At 38.6% G+C, this 15,796-nt stretch carries 19 protein-coding genes; 14 read left to right on the top strand and 5 right to left on the bottom strand.

The window, feature by feature from the left end:
- Positions 1-5: 5 nt before the first annotated feature.
- Both HNR43_RS10460 and HNR43_RS10465 read left to right on the top strand, forming a co-directional pair.
- On the top strand, positions 6-656 hold the full coding sequence (locus tag HNR43_RS10460; protein ID WP_246346306.1) for a ribonuclease H family protein: 651 nt from the start codon (positions 6-8) through the stop codon (positions 654-656).
- The gene (locus HNR43_RS10465) at positions 653-841 is read left to right on the top strand and encodes a zinc-finger domain-containing protein (protein WP_183243680.1); all 189 of its coding nucleotides are present in this window, start codon (positions 653-655) and stop codon (positions 839-841) included. The genes HNR43_RS10460 and HNR43_RS10465 overlap by 4 nt, the downstream gene beginning before the upstream one ends.
- Positions 842-874: 33 nt before the next feature.
- Here HNR43_RS10465 and HNR43_RS10470 read toward each other — a convergent pair whose 3' ends face one another.
- Both HNR43_RS10470 and cspD read right to left on the bottom strand, forming a co-directional pair.
- The gene (locus tag HNR43_RS10470) at positions 875-1,153 is read right to left on the bottom strand and encodes a DUF2564 family protein (protein ID WP_183243682.1); all 279 of its coding nucleotides are present in this window, start codon (positions 1,151-1,153) and stop codon (positions 875-877) included.
- 111 nt (positions 1,154-1,264) lie between these two features.
- Positions 1,265-1,465, bottom strand: coding sequence for a cold-shock protein CspD (gene cspD, locus HNR43_RS10475; protein WP_003398931.1), 201 nt, complete (start codon positions 1,463-1,465; stop codon positions 1,265-1,267).
- Between the two features lie 248 nt (positions 1,466-1,713).
- Here cspD and HNR43_RS10480 point away from each other — a divergent pair, with 248 nt between their 5' ends.
- From HNR43_RS10480 to HNR43_RS10515, 8 genes are all read left to right on the top strand, one after another.
- Entirely contained in the window at positions 1,714-1,962 is a 249-nt protein-coding gene (locus HNR43_RS10480; protein WP_183243684.1) for a hypothetical protein, read from the top strand.
- A gap of 119 nt (positions 1,963-2,081) precedes the next feature.
- Positions 2,082-2,486, top strand: coding sequence for a secondary thiamine-phosphate synthase enzyme YjbQ (locus HNR43_RS10485; RefSeq protein ID WP_425486536.1), 405 nt, complete (start codon positions 2,082-2,084; stop codon positions 2,484-2,486).
- Positions 2,483-3,034, top strand: a complete 552-nt coding sequence (locus HNR43_RS10490) for a glycerol-3-phosphate responsive antiterminator (protein WP_183243686.1) — start codon at positions 2,483-2,485, stop codon at positions 3,032-3,034. The genes HNR43_RS10485 and HNR43_RS10490 overlap by 4 nt, the downstream gene beginning before the upstream one ends.
- A gap of 134 nt (positions 3,035-3,168) precedes the next feature.
- The gene (gene glpK, locus HNR43_RS10495) at positions 3,169-4,653 is read left to right on the top strand and encodes a glycerol kinase GlpK (RefSeq protein ID WP_183243688.1); all 1,485 of its coding nucleotides are present in this window, start codon (positions 3,169-3,171) and stop codon (positions 4,651-4,653) included.
- A 257-nt stretch (positions 4,654-4,910) separates the two neighbouring features.
- The gene (locus HNR43_RS10500; protein ID WP_183243690.1) at positions 4,911-5,663 is read left to right on the top strand and encodes a DeoR/GlpR family DNA-binding transcription regulator; all 753 of its coding nucleotides are present in this window, start codon (positions 4,911-4,913) and stop codon (positions 5,661-5,663) included.
- Positions 5,660-6,583, top strand: coding sequence for a 1-phosphofructokinase (gene pfkB / locus HNR43_RS10505; RefSeq protein WP_183243692.1), 924 nt, complete (start codon positions 5,660-5,662; stop codon positions 6,581-6,583). The genes HNR43_RS10500 and pfkB overlap by 4 nt, the downstream gene beginning before the upstream one ends.
- A complete protein-coding gene (locus HNR43_RS10510; protein WP_183243694.1) occupies positions 6,580-8,436 on the top strand; it encodes a PTS fructose transporter subunit IIABC in 1,857 nt (618 codons plus the stop codon). Before pfkB ends, HNR43_RS10510 begins: the two co-directional genes overlap by 4 nt.
- A gap of 125 nt (positions 8,437-8,561) precedes the next feature.
- Positions 8,562-9,002: a flavodoxin gene (locus tag HNR43_RS10515; RefSeq protein WP_183243696.1), complete on the top strand. Its 441-nt coding sequence runs from the start codon at positions 8,562-8,564 to the stop codon at positions 9,000-9,002.
- 73 nt (positions 9,003-9,075) lie between these two features.
- Here the strand turns inward: HNR43_RS10515 and HNR43_RS10520 are convergent, their stop codons facing one another.
- Positions 9,076-10,386, bottom strand: coding sequence for an ATP-binding protein (locus HNR43_RS10520; RefSeq protein ID WP_183243698.1), 1,311 nt, complete (start codon positions 10,384-10,386; stop codon positions 9,076-9,078).
- A gap of 188 nt (positions 10,387-10,574) precedes the next feature.
- On the opposite strand from HNR43_RS10520, the gene HNR43_RS10525 reads away from it, so the two are divergent.
- Positions 10,575-11,384 (top strand): uroporphyrinogen-III synthase, encoded by an 810-nt coding sequence (locus HNR43_RS10525; RefSeq protein ID WP_183243700.1) that lies wholly within the window; start codon positions 10,575-10,577, stop codon positions 11,382-11,384.
- Between the two features lie 22 nt (positions 11,385-11,406).
- Here the strand turns inward: HNR43_RS10525 and HNR43_RS10530 are convergent, their stop codons facing one another.
- Both HNR43_RS10530 and HNR43_RS10535 read right to left on the bottom strand, forming a co-directional pair.
- Positions 11,407-13,080 carry a methyl-accepting chemotaxis protein gene (locus tag HNR43_RS10530; protein WP_183243702.1) on the bottom strand — a complete coding sequence of 558 codons (1,674 nt, stop codon included), beginning with the start codon at positions 13,078-13,080 and terminating at the stop codon, positions 11,407-11,409.
- A gap of 89 nt (positions 13,081-13,169) precedes the next feature.
- Complete coding sequence (locus HNR43_RS10535; RefSeq protein WP_183243704.1) at positions 13,170-14,276, bottom strand: acyltransferase family protein; 1,107 nt, start codon at positions 14,274-14,276, stop codon at positions 13,170-13,172.
- Between the two features lie 169 nt (positions 14,277-14,445).
- Here HNR43_RS10535 and HNR43_RS10540 point away from each other — a divergent pair, with 169 nt between their 5' ends.
- From HNR43_RS10540 to HNR43_RS10550, 3 genes are all read left to right on the top strand, one after another.
- Positions 14,446-14,946 carry a metal-dependent hydrolase gene (locus HNR43_RS10540; protein WP_183243706.1) on the top strand — a complete coding sequence of 167 codons (501 nt, stop codon included), beginning with the start codon at positions 14,446-14,448 and terminating at the stop codon, positions 14,944-14,946.
- Between the two features lie 65 nt (positions 14,947-15,011).
- Positions 15,012-15,488: a ribonuclease E activity regulator RraA gene (rraA, locus tag HNR43_RS10545; protein ID WP_183243708.1), complete on the top strand. Its 477-nt coding sequence runs from the start codon at positions 15,012-15,014 to the stop codon at positions 15,486-15,488.
- Between the two features lie 41 nt (positions 15,489-15,529).
- Complete coding sequence (locus HNR43_RS10550) at positions 15,530-15,682, top strand: hypothetical protein (RefSeq protein ID WP_183243711.1); 153 nt, start codon at positions 15,530-15,532, stop codon at positions 15,680-15,682.
- Positions 15,683-15,796 lie beyond the last annotated feature (114 nt).

Raw genomic sequence — 15,796 nt, forward strand, 5'->3', positions numbered from 1 at the left:
TGTTTATGGAGTGGACATATGTAACACCGAAAAAAAAGGAAACGGTGTGGACATCAAAAGAAATGGAAGTGACGGAGGCTTTAATTTTTGCAGAGGATATAGAAAAAACAGGGAGAGTGAAACAACTTTTATTTTATGATGCAAGTGGTGTGGCGTGGACGAAAAAGGAGTTAATCAAGCTAATGAAAGAAATTGAAACGGAGCCGCATGATGTGATTTCTTATTTTGATGGCGGTTTTGATCGACAATCGAAAAAAGCAGGGGTTGGCATTGTTATTTATTATAAACAAAACGGTGAACAATTTCGGATGCGAGCAAATGCGCAGTTAGATGAATTGCAGTCAAATAATGAAGCGGAGTATGCGGCATTTTATTTTTTACTCGAACAAATCGAGCATCTCGGTGTCCATCATTTGCCTGTTGTATTCCGCGGGGATGCGCATGTTGTATTGCATCAACTATCTAGTGATTGGCCTGTGTTTTCAGATGAGGGAAGATGGGTGGAGCGAATTGAGCAAAAAATGGAGAAGCTTCGTATTTCTCCTATTTATGAACCGATTGGTAGAAAAGAAAATAGTGAAGCCGATCAGTTAGCAACGCAGGCGCTTCGAGGGACGATGATTAGAAGTACAATACAATTGGAGCGTAAACGATGAATCGAAAAGACGTGTTGTTTCGGATAAATGAATTATTCGATACGTATTGCGAAGGCTGTTTTGTAAAGAGAACGTTTTGCAAAGAGTGCGGAAAATCGTATGCACAATCGTTTTGTATTCAAATGTGTACAGTAGGGGAAAAAATTCAACAATACGGTCAGTTGCTCGCAAAACAAAAAACGTAACAAGGTGCCCCAAGTATACGGGACACCTTGTTTCTACATATGATTCATCGTTTCAGTTAATTGATGGTGTGCATCTGCAAGTTCTTTTTCGCATTGCAGAAGCAAGGGATCTTGCGTGCTTGTTTTGGCACGCGTAATCGCTTCTTTTGCATTTTCAATCGCTTGTTTTGCATGAACAAAAGCGTGTTCATCTAAGCTCATCGTTGCTGCTGCAACCATTTTTTTCGCTGATTCAACCGCCAAATGTGCATTTTCAATTTTCGTAAATACGCTATCAGCCTGAAGGTGTGGCTTTTTTGGATTTTGTGTCATCGTCATCCCTCCTCGCTTGTAGTATTTGTGTGAAAAGAGGAGAGTATGTAATAAAAAAGACCAGCATTTGCTGGTCTTTTCGTCGAGCTATATATGAATCATCTCAGACGATTATAATTTCACTACGTTTGCAGCTTGAGGGCCACGGTTTCCTTGAACGATTTCAAAAGAAACAGCTTGACCTTCTTCTAATGTTTTGTAACCTTCACCTTGGATTGCTGTGAAGTGTACGAATACATCGTCTCCGCCTTCTACTTCGATGAATCCGTAACCTTTTTCGTTGTTAAACCATTTTACTTTACCGTTTTGCATAATACTGAATCCTCCTAATACCTTTTAGCCAATAGGCTAATGAAAAAATTTTTCATATAACGGAATATACTCACAGCAACCACTCGGTGCAGGACATATATTCAGTTAGATGATAATTAGACTATACACGAATGATGAGGAAGAGTCAAGACAAAAAGGCGATTTTTTCAAAAAATTTTTTAAGAGAAGGATTTTTATCTTAAGTGCATAACATTAACAGTAAGGAGTATAGAAAGGGAGTGAGCGGCATGTATCGTGGTCAAGTTCGTGGGAAAGAAGTGATCATTAAGTTAAGCAACCATGTGCGGAAGCAAAAAGTTGATCAAGAAAAGCTATATCAAACGGTTTTGGCATTTAGTGAAGCAGCATTCGATCAACAGAAAGAACAATTTGGTATTGTAAGCAAACAAGGTTTAATTGTTGCCTCAGTTGAACAACACGATTTGCCTGTGATTTCGGTTGATTATATTATTCCGTCCCATCACGTATACGACTAAAGCCCAGAATGATCTGGGCTTTAACAACGTTCGGAGCTGTTAAGTCAAGAATTTTTTATGGAAAAGAAATGTGAAAATATATATGATTGTAAATATATTAAGAATAAAGGTGGGAAAGTATGATGATCAAACAATGGACGATTCAAACGACGAAGCGAGATGAGTTTGTAGATATTACTTCTTTTGTTCAATCGTTTGTTACCGAGAGTGGCGTGCAAGAAGGGATCGTGGTTGTTTATTGCCCGCATACAACAGCAGGAATAACGATTAATGAAAATGCCGATCCAGATGTTAAACGAGACATGATTCGCCGTTTTGATGAGTTGTATCCATGGCATCATCCACTCGATCGACACGGCGAAGGAAACACAGCAGCTCATATGAAAGCAAGCACAGTTGGTTCATCAGCGCATGTTATTGTCACAAAAGGTCAGCTGCTTCTTGGGACGTGGCAAGGCATTTATTTTTGCGAGTTTGACGGACCGAGAACGCGCACATTTTATGTAAAGGTGATGGAAGGATGAACGGACAACGTATTTTACCAGCAGTGCGCTCGATGAAAGATTTTGATAAACTAATAAAAATGAATTATGAATATGGGGTGTTTTTAGACATTCATATCGGTATGTTGAAAAGCGTGTATACATATGCAAATGAGCATGGGAAAAAAATGTTTCTTCACGTTGATTTAATACAAGGGTTAAAAAGTGATGAGTATGCGACGGAATTTTTATGTCAGCTCGTTAAACCATACGGACTGATCTCAACAAAAAGTAGTGTGATTACGAAAGCAAGGCAAAAAGGTGTTGTTGCGATTCAACGCACATTTATTATTGATTCAAACGCCTTTGAGCGAAGCGTTCAGCTTGTAGAAAAAACAAATCCGGATTATATTGAAGTACTGCCTGGTGTTGTCCCAAAAGTCATTGCTCAACTTCATGAACGAACTGGGAAAGAAATTATTGCTGGAGGGTTAATTGAAAACGAAACCGAAGTTGAAGCAGCGCTTGCAGCAGGAGCGGTTGCGGTAACGACATCCAATGTCGAACTTTGGCGATATTTTGCCCCGTAATAAATGTATTGACAGCGTTTTCGAAATTGATTAGTCTTATAGTAAGTTCATCATGTTAGTGACGGAGAAACGGAGACTCACACGCATTTTTATTGATTGCGGTGTGGGTCTTTTTTTGCAAGGAGGATAGGTATATGTACATTTTAGCTCTTGATCAAGGGACAACAAGTTCGCGTGCTATTTTATTTAATCAAAAAGGAGAAATTGTTCATACTGCACAAAAAGAGTTTACACAATATTTCCCACATCCAGGCTGGGTAGAACATAATCCGAATGAAATTTGGGGCTCTATTTTAGCTGTTATTGCGACAGTATTGTCAGAAGCAGCTGTTGAACCAAAACAAATTGCGGCCATTGGTATTACAAACCAACGTGAAACGACGGTCGTATGGGACAAACAAACAGGACAACCGATTTATAACGCCATTGTATGGCAATCACGTCAAACTGCACAAATTTGCGAACAATTAAAGCAGGCTGGATATGATGATATATTTCGGAAAAAAACAGGTTTGTTGATTGACGCTTACTTTTCAGGAACGAAAGTGAAATGGATTTTAGATCATGTCGAAGGAGCACGCGAGAAGGCGGAACGCGGTGACTTATTGTTTGGAACAATTGATACGTGGCTTACTTGGAAATTGTCTGGTGGAAAGGTGCATGTGACAGATTACTCTAACGCGTCAAGAACGTTAATGTTCAACATTTATGAACAAAGATGGGATGACGAACTACTTGATATTTTATGTGTGCCAAAAACGATGTTGCCAGATGTTCGGCCATCTTCAGAAATTTACGCACATACAGCACCGTACCATTTCTTCGGGCAAGAAGTTCCAATTGCTGGAATAGCAGGAGATCAGCAGGCGGCTTTATTTGGGCAGGCTTGCTTTGAGGAAGGGATGGCGAAAAACACATACGGCACAGGTTGCTTTATGTTAATGAATACAGGTGAAAAAGCAGTTCAGTCTAAACACGGCTTATTAACGACAATTGCATGGGGAATTGATGGGAAGGTTGAATATGCGTTAGAAGGAAGCATTTTCGTTGCTGGATCTGCTATTCAATGGTTGCGTGACGGATTGCGGATGATTAAGGAAGCAAAAGATAGTGAGGCATATGCGACAAAAGTACAATCAACAGACGGGGTATATGTTGTTCCTGCGTTTGTAGGACTTGGAACGCCATATTGGGATAGCGATGTACGAGGAGCGGTATTTGGCTTGACACGTGGCACGACAAAAGAACATTTCATTCGAGCGACACTTGAGTCGCTTGCATACCAAACAAAAGATGTATTAACCGCAATGGAGGCAGATGCGGGCATTACGTTAAAAACATTGCGTGTTGATGGTGGAGCAGTAAAAAATAACTTTTTGATGCAATTTCAAAGCGATATTCTTGGTGTACCGGTTGAGAGACCGGTTGTGAATGAGACAACAGCTCTCGGTGCTGCTTATTTGGCAGGACTTGCGGTTGGGTATTGGGGAAGCAGAGAAGAGATTGCGAAACAATGGAACATTGATCGTGCTTTCGAACCAAAAATGGAGGAAGATGCTCAACAACGTCTATATGATGGGTGGAAAAAAGCAGTTCGTGCTGCGCAAATGTTCAAATAGAAAACGAAATCGGTTGCCTAAAAGGTAACCGATTTTTTGTAATAAAACTATGTTCTAAATAATCAATAAAAATTGAAAATGAAAACGAAACTGTCCCAATACGAGATAGTTTTTATTTTTCTGAAAAATGAACGTTTTTGAGTGATATATGAAAAAATAATGATTATTTTTGATTAAAATTGAATGAATTTGATTGATTTTTTATGTGTACTTCGGTATGATAAAGATGTAAGCGATTTAAAAAAGGAGGTGTAAAATTGTTAACACCAGAACGACATCGTATTATTTTGCAGTTGTTACAAGAAAAAGAAGTTGTAAAGTTACATGAATTGGTCGAAGCAACACAATGCTCAGAATCGACGATTCGACGTGATTTAAGTCAGTTAGAAAAAGAAAAAAAATTAAAGCGTGTTCATGGTGGCGCTGCGTTGTTGCAACAAAAAAGAGAAGAGTTGAGCGTTTTTGAAAAATCGACCAAAAACATTCATGAAAAACAGCTCATCGGCAAGTATGCGGCCAGTCTTATTCAAGATGGAGATTGTATTTATTTAGATGCAGGAACGACAACATTCCAGATGATTCCTTATATCGAAGCAAAAAATATCGTGGTAGTCACTAATGGCATTATGCATATTGAGGCATTGTTAGAGAAAGACATCCAAACATATCTCGTTGGAGGATTCATTAAGAAAAAAACAAATGCGTTAATTGGTCGAGGAGCGATCCATTCTTTGCAGCAATATAGCTTTGATAAATGTTTTATTGGAGTAAATGGTGTTCACATTGATTTTGGGTATACAACTCCCGATCCCGAAGAAGCATTTATGAAACAAACAGCGATTCATTTATCACAACGAGCGTTTGTATTGGCAGATCACTCGAAACTAAATGAAAGCACATTTGCGAAAATTGCACCATTACAAGAAGCAACGATGATTACGGATGAAACAGATGAAGAATTGCTAGCAATGTATGAAGAAAAAACGACAGTAGAGGTTGTGAAATCATGATTTATACATGCACATTAAATCCTTCCGTCGATTATGTTGTTGAAGCACAACAGATCGAACTTGGAAAATTAAATCGGGCAACAAAAACGGCATATTTTCCAGGCGGGAAAGGGATTAATGTATCACGCGTATTGAAGCGACTACATGTTCATAATGTTGCGCTTGGTTTTATTGGTGGATTTACAGGTCAGTTTATTGCTGATGAATTGAAAAGAGAGCATATTTTAACAGATTTTATTGCTGTACCTGGACAAACGCGATTAAACATTAAATTAAAAGGGGAAAAAGAAACAGAAATCAATGGGGCAGGGCCTATCATTAGTGATGAACATAAAGAAGCATTAATCGCTAAAATTAAACAGCTAAAAAAAGGAGATATACTCGTTTTAGCAGGAAGCCTTCCGCCCTCGGTAGATGATACATTTTATGTCACTATGATAGAAGAAGCAAAAAAACGACGGGTTTCTGTTGTTGTTGATACGAGTGGTAATGCATTGAAACAAGCAATCGCATACGAACCATTTTTACTTAAACCCAACCAGACCGAGTTAGGGGAATTGTTCGGAACACATATTCATAGTCGACATCAAATCATCGAATATGGAAAAAAACTAATTGACAATGGCGTGCAACATGTCATCGTTTCCCTTGCAGGAGATGGAGCGATTTTGTTCCATAAAGATGTCATATTAATAGCTCAAGCTCCAAAAGGAATAGTAAAAAATTCGGTTGGTGCCGGTGATTCAATGGTAGCTGGGTTTTTAGCTGCATATGTAAATGAAGCATCGCTTGAAGAAGCGTTTCGATATAGCGTTGCGGCGGGGAGTGCGACGGCGTTTTCTGAAGATTTATGTACAGAAGAAGAAGTTCATCGCTTGCTAGGCGAAGTGAACATCACACGAATGGAGGATCGTGTATGAGAATAACAGATTTGTTGACAGAAGATACGATTGTTCTTGATTTAAAAGCCCAAACAAAAAAAGAAGTGATCGAAGAATTAGCAAATGTTCTTGAAAAAACGGGGAAATTGCACGATCGTGAGACATTTATCGAAGCAATTTTTGCCCGTGAAGCGCAAAGTACGACAGGGATCGGTGAAGGAATTGCCATCCCTCATGCCAAAACAAAAGCGGTTCGCACGCCAGCTGTTGTTTTTGGTCGTTCGAAAGATGGAATTGATTACGACGCGTTAGACGGAAAACAAAGTCATTTATTTTTTATGATTGCCGCACCAGAGGGGGCGAATAATACACATTTAGAAGCGTTATCTCGTTTGTCAACGTTGTTAATGGACGTGTCATTTCGAACAAAAATTGAAAACGCTTTAACAAAGCAACAAATCATTCAGGTGATTCAAGAAAAGGAGGGGGAAATTGTGACTGAAGAAAAACAGACGGTTGGAAAGAAAAAAATATTAGCCGTGACAGCGTGCCCAACAGGAATTGCGCATACGTATATGGCAGCTGATGCCTTAAAGGCGAAAGCAAAAGAAATGGGGATCGATATCAAAGTAGAAACGAACGGTTCTAGCGGAGTGAAAAATGAGTTAACACAACAAGAAATTGACGAAGCGATTGCGATTATCGTTGCAGCAGACAAACAAGTAGAAATGGACCGATTCGATGGTAAATATGTCATCCAAGTACCTGTTGCCGATGCGATCCGTAAACCAGAGCAACTCATTGATCGAGCATTAAAGCAAGATGCTCCCATTTATCGTGCGAGTGGTGGAAACCGTTCGTATGCACCAAAAGAACGAACAGGATTTTATAAACATTTGATGAACGGCGTATCGAATATGCTTCCTTTCGTTGTTGGTGGCGGTATTTTAATTGCAATCTCATTTATTTTCGGTATTAAAGCATTTGATCCAAATGACCCATCGTTCCACCCGATTGCGAAAGCGCTGATGGACATTGGTGGGGGCAGTGCGTTTGCACTTATGATTCCTGTGTTAGCTGGCTTCATCGCAATGAGCATCGCAGATCGTCCAGGATTTGCGCCCGGAATGGTCGGAGGATTTATGGCAGCAAATGGTGGTGCAGGATTTTTAGGTGGATTGATTGCTGGCTTTTTAGCAGGTTATCTTGTTGTCGGATTAAAAAAATGGTTTAGTCGTTTGCCACAATCACTTGAAGGAATTAAACCTGTCCTACTTTATCCATTATTCGGCATATTGCTCACAGGACTTATTATGATGTATATCGTTATTGATCCAGTCAAAGCACTAAATGAAGGAATGAAAACATGGCTTGAAAATATGGGTACAGGCAACCTTGTTTTACTTGGTCTTATCCTCGGTGGTATGATGGCGGTTGATATGGGTGGGCCAATTAATAAAGCGGCGTTTACGTTTGGCATTGCGATGATTGATGCAGGAAACTATGCCCCACATGCAGCTATTATGGCGGGTGGGATGGTTCCACCGTTAGGATTGGCGATTGCAACAACGTTATTCAAAAAGAAATTCACAAAAGCAGAGCGAGAAGCAGGAAAAACGTGCTATATTATGGGAGCTTCGTTCATTACAGAAGGGGCTATTCCGTTTGCGGCAGCTGATCCAGGACGTGTCATTCCATCAATTATCGTCGGTTCAGCAATTGCGGGCGCGTTGACTATGATGTTTGGTATTGGTCTTCCTGCGCCACATGGCGGGATTTTCGTAATTCCAATTGTAAAAGGAAATCCGTTCCTGTATGTGCTTGCGATCTTAATCGGCTCGCTTGTAACAGCATTAATGGTAGGTTTATGGAAAAAGGAAGTAAAAGAGTAATAGATACAGAGCGCGCGATGATAAAATCGCGCGTTTTTTATGAAAATAATTTGACAAAGATAATCATTATCATTTAATATATTTAATGAAAATAATTATCAATTACATTTATAGGGGGATGACTGATGGCAAAAGTAATGATGGTATTTACAAGCATGACAGGCAATACAGAAGAAATGGCGGAAGCAATTGCTGAAGGTGTTCGTGAACAAGAGATTGAATTAGATGTCAAAGAGGTATTAGACGCCACTGCGACAGAGCTTGAGCAGTATGACGGCATTTTACTTGGAGCGTACACATGGGGAGATGGAGAGCTGCCAGATGATTTTTTAGATTTTTATGATGAATTGAATGACGTGGACTTAACAGGAAAAAAAGCAGCTGTTTTCGGCTCATGCGATTCAAGTTATGAAAAATACGGTGCTGCAGTTGATATTTTAATGGAAAAGTTACAAGAGCGAGGAGCCGAAGTTATTCTCGATGGACTGAAAATCGAACTGACGCCCACAAATGAAGATAAACAATTATGTATTGCGTTCGGGCGTGATTTTGCCAAGCAATTATAAGAGGCCACTTTATACACGGCCTTTTTTCATTAACTAAACTATGTTCTAAATAATCAATATAAAAAAGAACAAGTCAGTAACTAACTTGTTCAAATTGAGGTCGCCCTGATGATTTTTCGATATCCGACTTATAATAAGATGGAAAATACATATATACATCTGTTCCTTCCCCAACTTCGCTATGAATAAATAAATCACCTTTCATCGTCTCAACAATGCGGTAAACAACCATCATTCCAAGACCGGTTCCTTTTGCTCCCTTTGTTGTAAAATAAGGTTCTCCTAATCGTTCAATTTGTTCTTTTGTCATGCCAACGCCTGTATCACCAATATGAATAAGGACGTAATCTTTATCGATTGATACGTTAATACGCAATGTACCTCCACTTGGCATCGCTTCAATCGCATTTTTCATGACGTTCAACAAACATTGTTGAAATTTTTGGCGTTCTCCTTTTACCGCAAATGGCAAGAGAGATGTTTGAATTTCAATGCTGTTCATGTTGGCAAGAGGACGTAAAATATCAATGACTCGCTCAATTTCTGTCTTTACATTTAATTTTTCGACGTGCTCTGGTGCTGGTTTTGCGAACGTTAAATAATCGGTAATAATCGCTTCCGCACGATCAATTTCTTCAATAGCAATTTGAATATATTGTTTATCTTTATAATTCATTCGTTCACTTTGTAATAACAATTGCATAAATCCTCTCGATACGGTTAATGGGTTACGAACCTCATGTGAAATTGAGGCGGCTAAATGTCCAACGACTTCCATTTTTTCAGCACGAATAATACGTCGACGAAGCTCACTATGTTTTCGAATGGTTTCCGTAATATAAGCACCTAAAAACGCGGCAAGCGGCTGCGCTGGAAAATATGTAGAAATGATATGTGAAAGCTGATATTCATCAACAATCCATATTCTAGAAAGTACAATTGTCAAAATCGTTGTTCCGACAGACAGAAGGATAATCGTAACAATCCGATTTTTAACGGATAAATATGTTTGGAACTTTTGATAAAAAAAGAAACAAATGATAACCTGGATTGCTGTAATTATCATCGTTATAATAATGCCTTCTGTACCGCCAATTATAATTCGATAAATGACAGTAACGATTGAAAGAAAAATAGCAGAAAATGCCCCACCATATAAACCACCGATCCAAATGGCGACTTGACGCAAATCGAAAATCAATCCTCCTGTTGTATGTATAGGGAATGTCATGCAAAATATAATGCATACTCCAATAGCAATCGTTTTCAAGATTGTTTTTAAGTGATCGGATATGCGACGTTCTTCAAGCCAAATTGGAACGATTAATAGTGCTAGTATAATAAAAAATAAGTTTAACAAAATTTCTTTAATTAGCGAGGGCATATAAAGCCGCTCCTTTCGACATATATTTGAATAATTTGAATATTCCTGTCGAATCGTCTCTTTTATTGTAAGCTAAGTTAACGATGGTGTGAATGTATAACTATTCGATGTTTTTTACCATGTTTCAACAAAATTCGCGCTATTTTGCATATTCTATGATATGATGAGGAAAAAAGGAGATGAGAGAAATGGCTGAGAAAGCATTGGCGAATAAAAAAATTGTGCTATGTGCCTCCCGTAAAATTGAAGAAATGAGTGCACTTATCGCTAAGCAAGGAGGCATTCCGATTTCACGACCTGCTCAAGGAACGATGTTTTTTAATGAAGAGTTGAAGCAACAACTTTACGAAATTGTGAATGAGCAAAACGACTGGTTTATTTTCACGACAGGAATTGGTGTCGAAACGTTAATCACAAAAGCGAAGGAATGGGGAATGAAAGAAGCGTTACTTGAAGCGATTCGTCAAGCACATGTGGCGGTACGTGGTTATAAAACGATGAATGTGTTACGTACGTACGGCATCAGTCCGCATATAACGGCAGATGATGGAACAACACAAGGTCTTATATGTGCTTTAGAAGATGTGGAATGGAAAAACAAAAATGTAGTTGTTCAGCTCTATGGGGACTCAGCTCCGTCGTTAAAGCAGTTTTTAGTCAACCAAGGGGCTTTATATAAAGAAGTATGGCCATATCTTCATACCCCACCTACACTAGATATGATGGAACCGCTTATTGAAGAAATTATTTCTCGTTCTGTGCAAGCGGTTTGTTTTACATCAGCGATTCAAGTGCGTTTCTTTTTTTCGTTTGTGAACGAACGGGGACACATACGTGAAATCAAACGGGCGTTTGATGAAGATGTGGTAGCTGTTGCGGTTGGGAAGGTGACAAAAGAAGCATTACATGAAGAAGGGGTTGCACGTGTCATTGCGCCAGCTCACGAACGGATGGGAGCGATGATTGTTGAGCTTGCTCAATATTTTGATAAGCAGTAGCTGTGCATACAGGCATGCACAGCTACAGATGAAATGATTCAACCATTGTACGCAGTTGCTCGCTAAGTTTAGTAAGTGTTTGAGCAGCGGAGGAAATTTGTTCGTTCATGGCTAGCTGTTCTTCTACAGTTACTGCGCTTTCTTTACTTTTTTGCATGACTTGTTGTGATAGTTGCTTTAATTGTTTCATTGTTTGTGTTAGTTCGTTCGAAACTGCCGTCATTTGTTCAATGGCTGCGGATGTGGTTTGTATTTTTGAAAATACTTGTTCAACAGACTCATTGATGGCGTAAAATGAGTGTTCCGTTTGTTCATAGTATATTGCACCGTCCGTAAGTTTTTGTGTATTTTGTTCCATTGCTTTGGAAACTTTTTTCGTTTCTATTTTTATTTTCTCAAGCATCATCTCAATTTCTTTTGCCGCATCTTTTGATTGCTCAGATAGTTTTCGCACTTCGTCGGCGACAACGGTAAATCCTTTTCCATGCTCTCCTGCTCTGGCTGCTTCAATTGCGGCATTTAATGCAAGTAAATTTGTTTGTTCAGCAATTGCCGTAATGACGTTTGTAATTTTCCCGATTGTTTCTGAACGACTTTCTAACGACTCAACAAGTGTTTTGGTTGCCAACATGGCAGCGCGTACTTCATTTGCTTGCGTCGAAACAGCCTGGATAGCGTTTTTCCCTTTACTTACAGATTCATATGCTCGCTCCGCTGATGTAAGTAAATCTTCGCTGTTTTCAGCAATTTGATTCATTCCGATCGATAGTTCATGCAATGCATGATCAGACGCTGTCAACATGTGTAGTTGTTTTTGCGCTTCAGCATATGTTTGTTCGGCCATTTCCGTGGCTTTTTCAGCTGATTGTGTATTTTGTTCGGCGCTTGCTGCAAACTGTTCTGCTTGCGATGCCACTTGGATTGATACTTCTTTCATTGTTTGTATCGTTTCTTTTAAATGCATTTTCATACGATTAATTGATTCAATCATATGTCTTGTCTCGTCTTTTGTTTTAACTAATAAAGGGGGAGAAGATAAATCTTGTTTTGCCACACGTTGTAGTTCATCAGATACGAGGAGAATAGGTTTGGCAATTTGACGACTGACTAAAAAGGAAGCGATGCCACCTAGTAAAACAAGGGATGTGATGCTCGTAAGTGATATAATGTACGTTTGTCTCATGTAATGTTCAATATGCTGTTGATCCGTTACTAATAGTTTTTTCTGTCGTTGCAACATTTGTTCAGCTGTTTGTAAAAAGAGACTTCCTGTTTTTTGTAGTTTTTGAATGACGTTTGACTGTTCTAGTTTGTTAGTTGTGCGTAAAAATTGCTGGACGAGTTGAAAATATTCATATTCTAGTTGTTGTAATTGATTGACAATCGCTTTGCTTTCTGATGTTGATAACATCGAGTTTATTTGCTCATAATTTGTATAAAACAGTCTTCGTTTTTCTTCGTAACTCGTTAAAAAGTCGTTATCTTTTAGTAGTAAATAAGTAAGTATATCCTTCCTTTCTTCATAAAAAATAGTAACCATTTCGTCTGTTTTCGTAATGACATTGAAACGATGATTGATTAAACGTTTATACATTTCATTTGTTTCATTCATTCTAAATATTTGAAATCCTCCTATACATATCACGAACAACAAAACGATGAAAAATCCTAAAAATATTTTTCGACTAATGCTCATTTTCTTACTCCTTTCTCTATTTGTCCAATTTATTATATGCTTGAAACAAGGGGATGTTTGGATAAACAAAATAAAAAGGCATCCCGCTGTTAACTTGGGATCCCTTTTTTGAGTTTTGAAATCGTTGGAATAGAAAGTGTCCGATGTTCCCGGGTTTGACCGATTAAAAGCAAGCTAAGGGGTGTTGCGTGCACCATATAACAAATGCCGATTGACGCGATGGTTGTAATTAAGAATAAGATTACCGCTTGTAACATGGAATACATTGTCGTCGGAATCATTGGTGCGAACATATGTAGGAAGAACACATGCCCAATATATGCACCGTACGTATATCGACCGATAAAACGCAACGCGGTATATAATCGAGATTTTGTCTGCACAATCGTGATCGATAAACCGTATAACAAGAAAATTTCTGATGTAACGTATAACACCATCGAAGGTTTTAAATACGTAATCTCTGTTAAATCGATAGAAAAGATACTTTGAGATATAAATAGCTCATAACCAACAACGATAAAAAGCGATAAAAATAAAAATGTGTTAAGTGGAATCGCCTGAATAACAAATTTCCGCCAACTTGGTAGCGTGTATGCTGCCACACCCCCTAAACAAAAGTAAAAGAAATAAGCCAAAAACGTGCGATCTACATAATGTATATATGATTCGCTTTGAACGATTGGAGAAATGAACGTAATGAAGCCAATGTAAATAATTGCGCTAACAATAATAAATGATTTCCAATAATTTTTTTGATCAAGCCAACGGAAAAATGGAACAATGATTAAAATCAGTAAATGAAATTGTATAATCATTACGACGTACCATAAATGTGGTGCTGCCTCGCCGAGCACTAGTTGTTTCATTACTTCAGATGCATGCAGATGACTAGAAAATAATATAAAATAAACAAATGACCATACGATATATGGAATCATGAGTTCTGTCCATTTATGAGACACGTATCGTCGATAATGAATCGCTTCTTTCTGTTGCGCCATATGAAATCCAACTAAAAACACGAACACAGGAGCGGAAAATTTGACGAAATGAAATAACATCCCCATCATAATCGCTTCCTCAGCATGCGGAGAGCGATGATTCATAATGTATAATAACGCACTTTGAAACACAACAGCTAAAAATGCTAAACTTTTCATAACGGTTAGTTCTGCAGGTGTTTTTTTCATCATTTTTCCTCACCAGCTTCATTTGTCAGTTTGTTCATATATTAGTATAATGCTAATAGTTTCACAAAGTTGATTCAAGGGATGAACATTTGTTGAAAAAAACATCACAAATTCATGAATGTTAATAATTAGTGTCATGTAAAACGTTTACAAAAAGGAAGGCGAAAAAATAATGCGTTATCATACTCATATTGTTTCATCATTAGCTATTGGTGCTGGAGTTGCAACGTATACTCCTGTATCTTTCACTATTGCTTATGCCGCTGGATTAGCTATTGGGGGGTTGCTTCCTGATATTGATGAACCAAATTCGTATATTGGTCGTCGTTCTCTTGGCGTGGCAAAACAAGTAAAAAGGGCGTTCGGTCATCGAGGATTTACGCACTCATTACTAGCCTGGGGAGCGATTACCGCTGTTTTATTATTACAGCATTTCTCTTCTTTTACGCTCGGCTTATGCTTGGGTTATGCATTTCACGTTTTAGCCGATTACTGTTCAAGTCAAGGTGTTCCGTTGTTATGGCCATTTTCCAAAAAAAGATATCGGTTTATCGTTACATATCGTACATCTAGTTTTTTTGAAACTGTGCTTTTTTACTGTTTTCTCGCCTTGTTCATCTATTTCTTAACGAACGGCGCGATAGAAGAACAAGGTTCATTATTTCTATTCTAATTGATTGATTTTTTAGAATAGATTGACTATTATTATGGTGAGATTAGCGAAAATGGGGGATGAGGATGAAAACGGCGGATTTATGTGATCAATATGGAGAACGTGTGCGCGTTTGTTCACTTGCATTTCAAAACTATGGAAAAAAAACATCGTTTTATGGACCCGTCACAACAGTAGATGTTTTTGAAGATAATGTACTCGTCCGAGAAGCACTAGAAACGGTACCAGCAGGCAGTGTAGTCGTTGTTGATGGAAAAGGTTCAAAACAATGTGCGCTTGTGGGCGATCGTCTTGCGCAAATTGCGTGTGACCGTCAATTAGCAGGCATTATTGTACATGGATGTATTCGTGATTCGAAAGAAATAAGTGCGATGCCAATTGGCGTACTTGCACTTGGAACGTGTCCGCGTAAAAGTAAAAAAGAAGGAAAAGGGACGCGAGATACGGTTGTACATTTCGGAGATGTGGAGTGGAAGCCGGGTACATACGTATATGTTGATGAAGATGGGGTGATCGTTTCAGACGATCCATTACATGAATAGCAATTTTTTCGGTTATTCTATCGTCTAAGGGGGGATAGACGATGGATAAAAAACGAACGATCGTAGAAGATGGAGTAGCGTTCGCTGAACAAGAAATCAATCGTTATTTTTATGAGCATCAAGGTGAAGAAGTTGTCCCTTTGTATATTGGCAACAATACACCTGCCATTCGTGTTAGTAAGCAAGAAGAATGAGTCGGGCGATCAGCCCGACTCAGACTGTTGACAAAATGGTTGTAAGACAGTTGTTTTACAACCATTTTGTTCCATTTTGGTATTTGTTTTGCTTGATGAACTGACGAAAATAAC

This window comes from Anoxybacillus mongoliensis, assembly GCF_014201515.1.
Lineage (GTDB): Bacteria > Bacillota > Bacilli > Bacillales > Anoxybacillaceae > Anoxybacillus > Anoxybacillus mongoliensis.

Excerpts from the sequence above, each read along its gene's own strand:
- HNR43_RS10460 (WP_246346306.1), top strand. The coding sequence starts at position 6 with ATGGAGTGGACATATGTAACACCGAAAAAAAAGGAAACGGTGTGGACA.
- HNR43_RS10465 (WP_183243680.1), top strand. The coding sequence starts at position 653 with ATGAATCGAAAAGACGTGTTGTTTCGGATAAATGAATTATTCGATACG.
- HNR43_RS10470 (WP_183243682.1), bottom strand. The coding sequence starts at position 1,153 with ATGACACAAAATCCAAAAAAGCCACACCTTCAGGCTGATAGCGTATTT.
- cspD (WP_003398931.1), bottom strand. The coding sequence starts at position 1,465 with ATGCAAAACGGTAAAGTAAAATGGTTTAACAACGAAAAAGGTTACGGA.
- HNR43_RS10480 (WP_183243684.1), top strand. The coding sequence starts at position 1,714 with ATGTATCGTGGTCAAGTTCGTGGGAAAGAAGTGATCATTAAGTTAAGC.
- HNR43_RS10485 (WP_425486536.1), top strand. The coding sequence starts at position 2,082 with ATGATGATCAAACAATGGACGATTCAAACGACGAAGCGAGATGAGTTT.
- HNR43_RS10490 (WP_183243686.1), top strand. The coding sequence starts at position 2,483 with ATGAACGGACAACGTATTTTACCAGCAGTGCGCTCGATGAAAGATTTT.
- glpK (WP_183243688.1), top strand. The coding sequence starts at position 3,169 with ATGTACATTTTAGCTCTTGATCAAGGGACAACAAGTTCGCGTGCTATT.
- pfkB (WP_183243692.1), top strand. The coding sequence starts at position 5,660 with ATGATTTATACATGCACATTAAATCCTTCCGTCGATTATGTTGTTGAA.
- HNR43_RS10510 (WP_183243694.1), top strand. The coding sequence starts at position 6,580 with ATGAGAATAACAGATTTGTTGACAGAAGATACGATTGTTCTTGATTTA.
- HNR43_RS10515 (WP_183243696.1), top strand. The coding sequence starts at position 8,562 with ATGGCAAAAGTAATGATGGTATTTACAAGCATGACAGGCAATACAGAA.
- HNR43_RS10520 (WP_183243698.1), bottom strand. The coding sequence starts at position 10,386 with ATGCCCTCGCTAATTAAAGAAATTTTGTTAAACTTATTTTTTATTATA.
- HNR43_RS10525 (WP_183243700.1), top strand. The coding sequence starts at position 10,575 with ATGGCTGAGAAAGCATTGGCGAATAAAAAAATTGTGCTATGTGCCTCC.
- HNR43_RS10530 (WP_183243702.1), bottom strand. The coding sequence starts at position 13,080 with ATGAGCATTAGTCGAAAAATATTTTTAGGATTTTTCATCGTTTTGTTG.
- HNR43_RS10535 (WP_183243704.1), bottom strand. The coding sequence starts at position 14,276 with ATGATGAAAAAAACACCTGCAGAACTAACCGTTATGAAAAGTTTAGCA.
- HNR43_RS10540 (WP_183243706.1), top strand. The coding sequence starts at position 14,446 with ATGCGTTATCATACTCATATTGTTTCATCATTAGCTATTGGTGCTGGA.
- rraA (WP_183243708.1), top strand. The coding sequence starts at position 15,012 with ATGAAAACGGCGGATTTATGTGATCAATATGGAGAACGTGTGCGCGTT.
- HNR43_RS10550 (WP_183243711.1), top strand. The coding sequence starts at position 15,530 with ATGGATAAAAAACGAACGATCGTAGAAGATGGAGTAGCGTTCGCTGAA.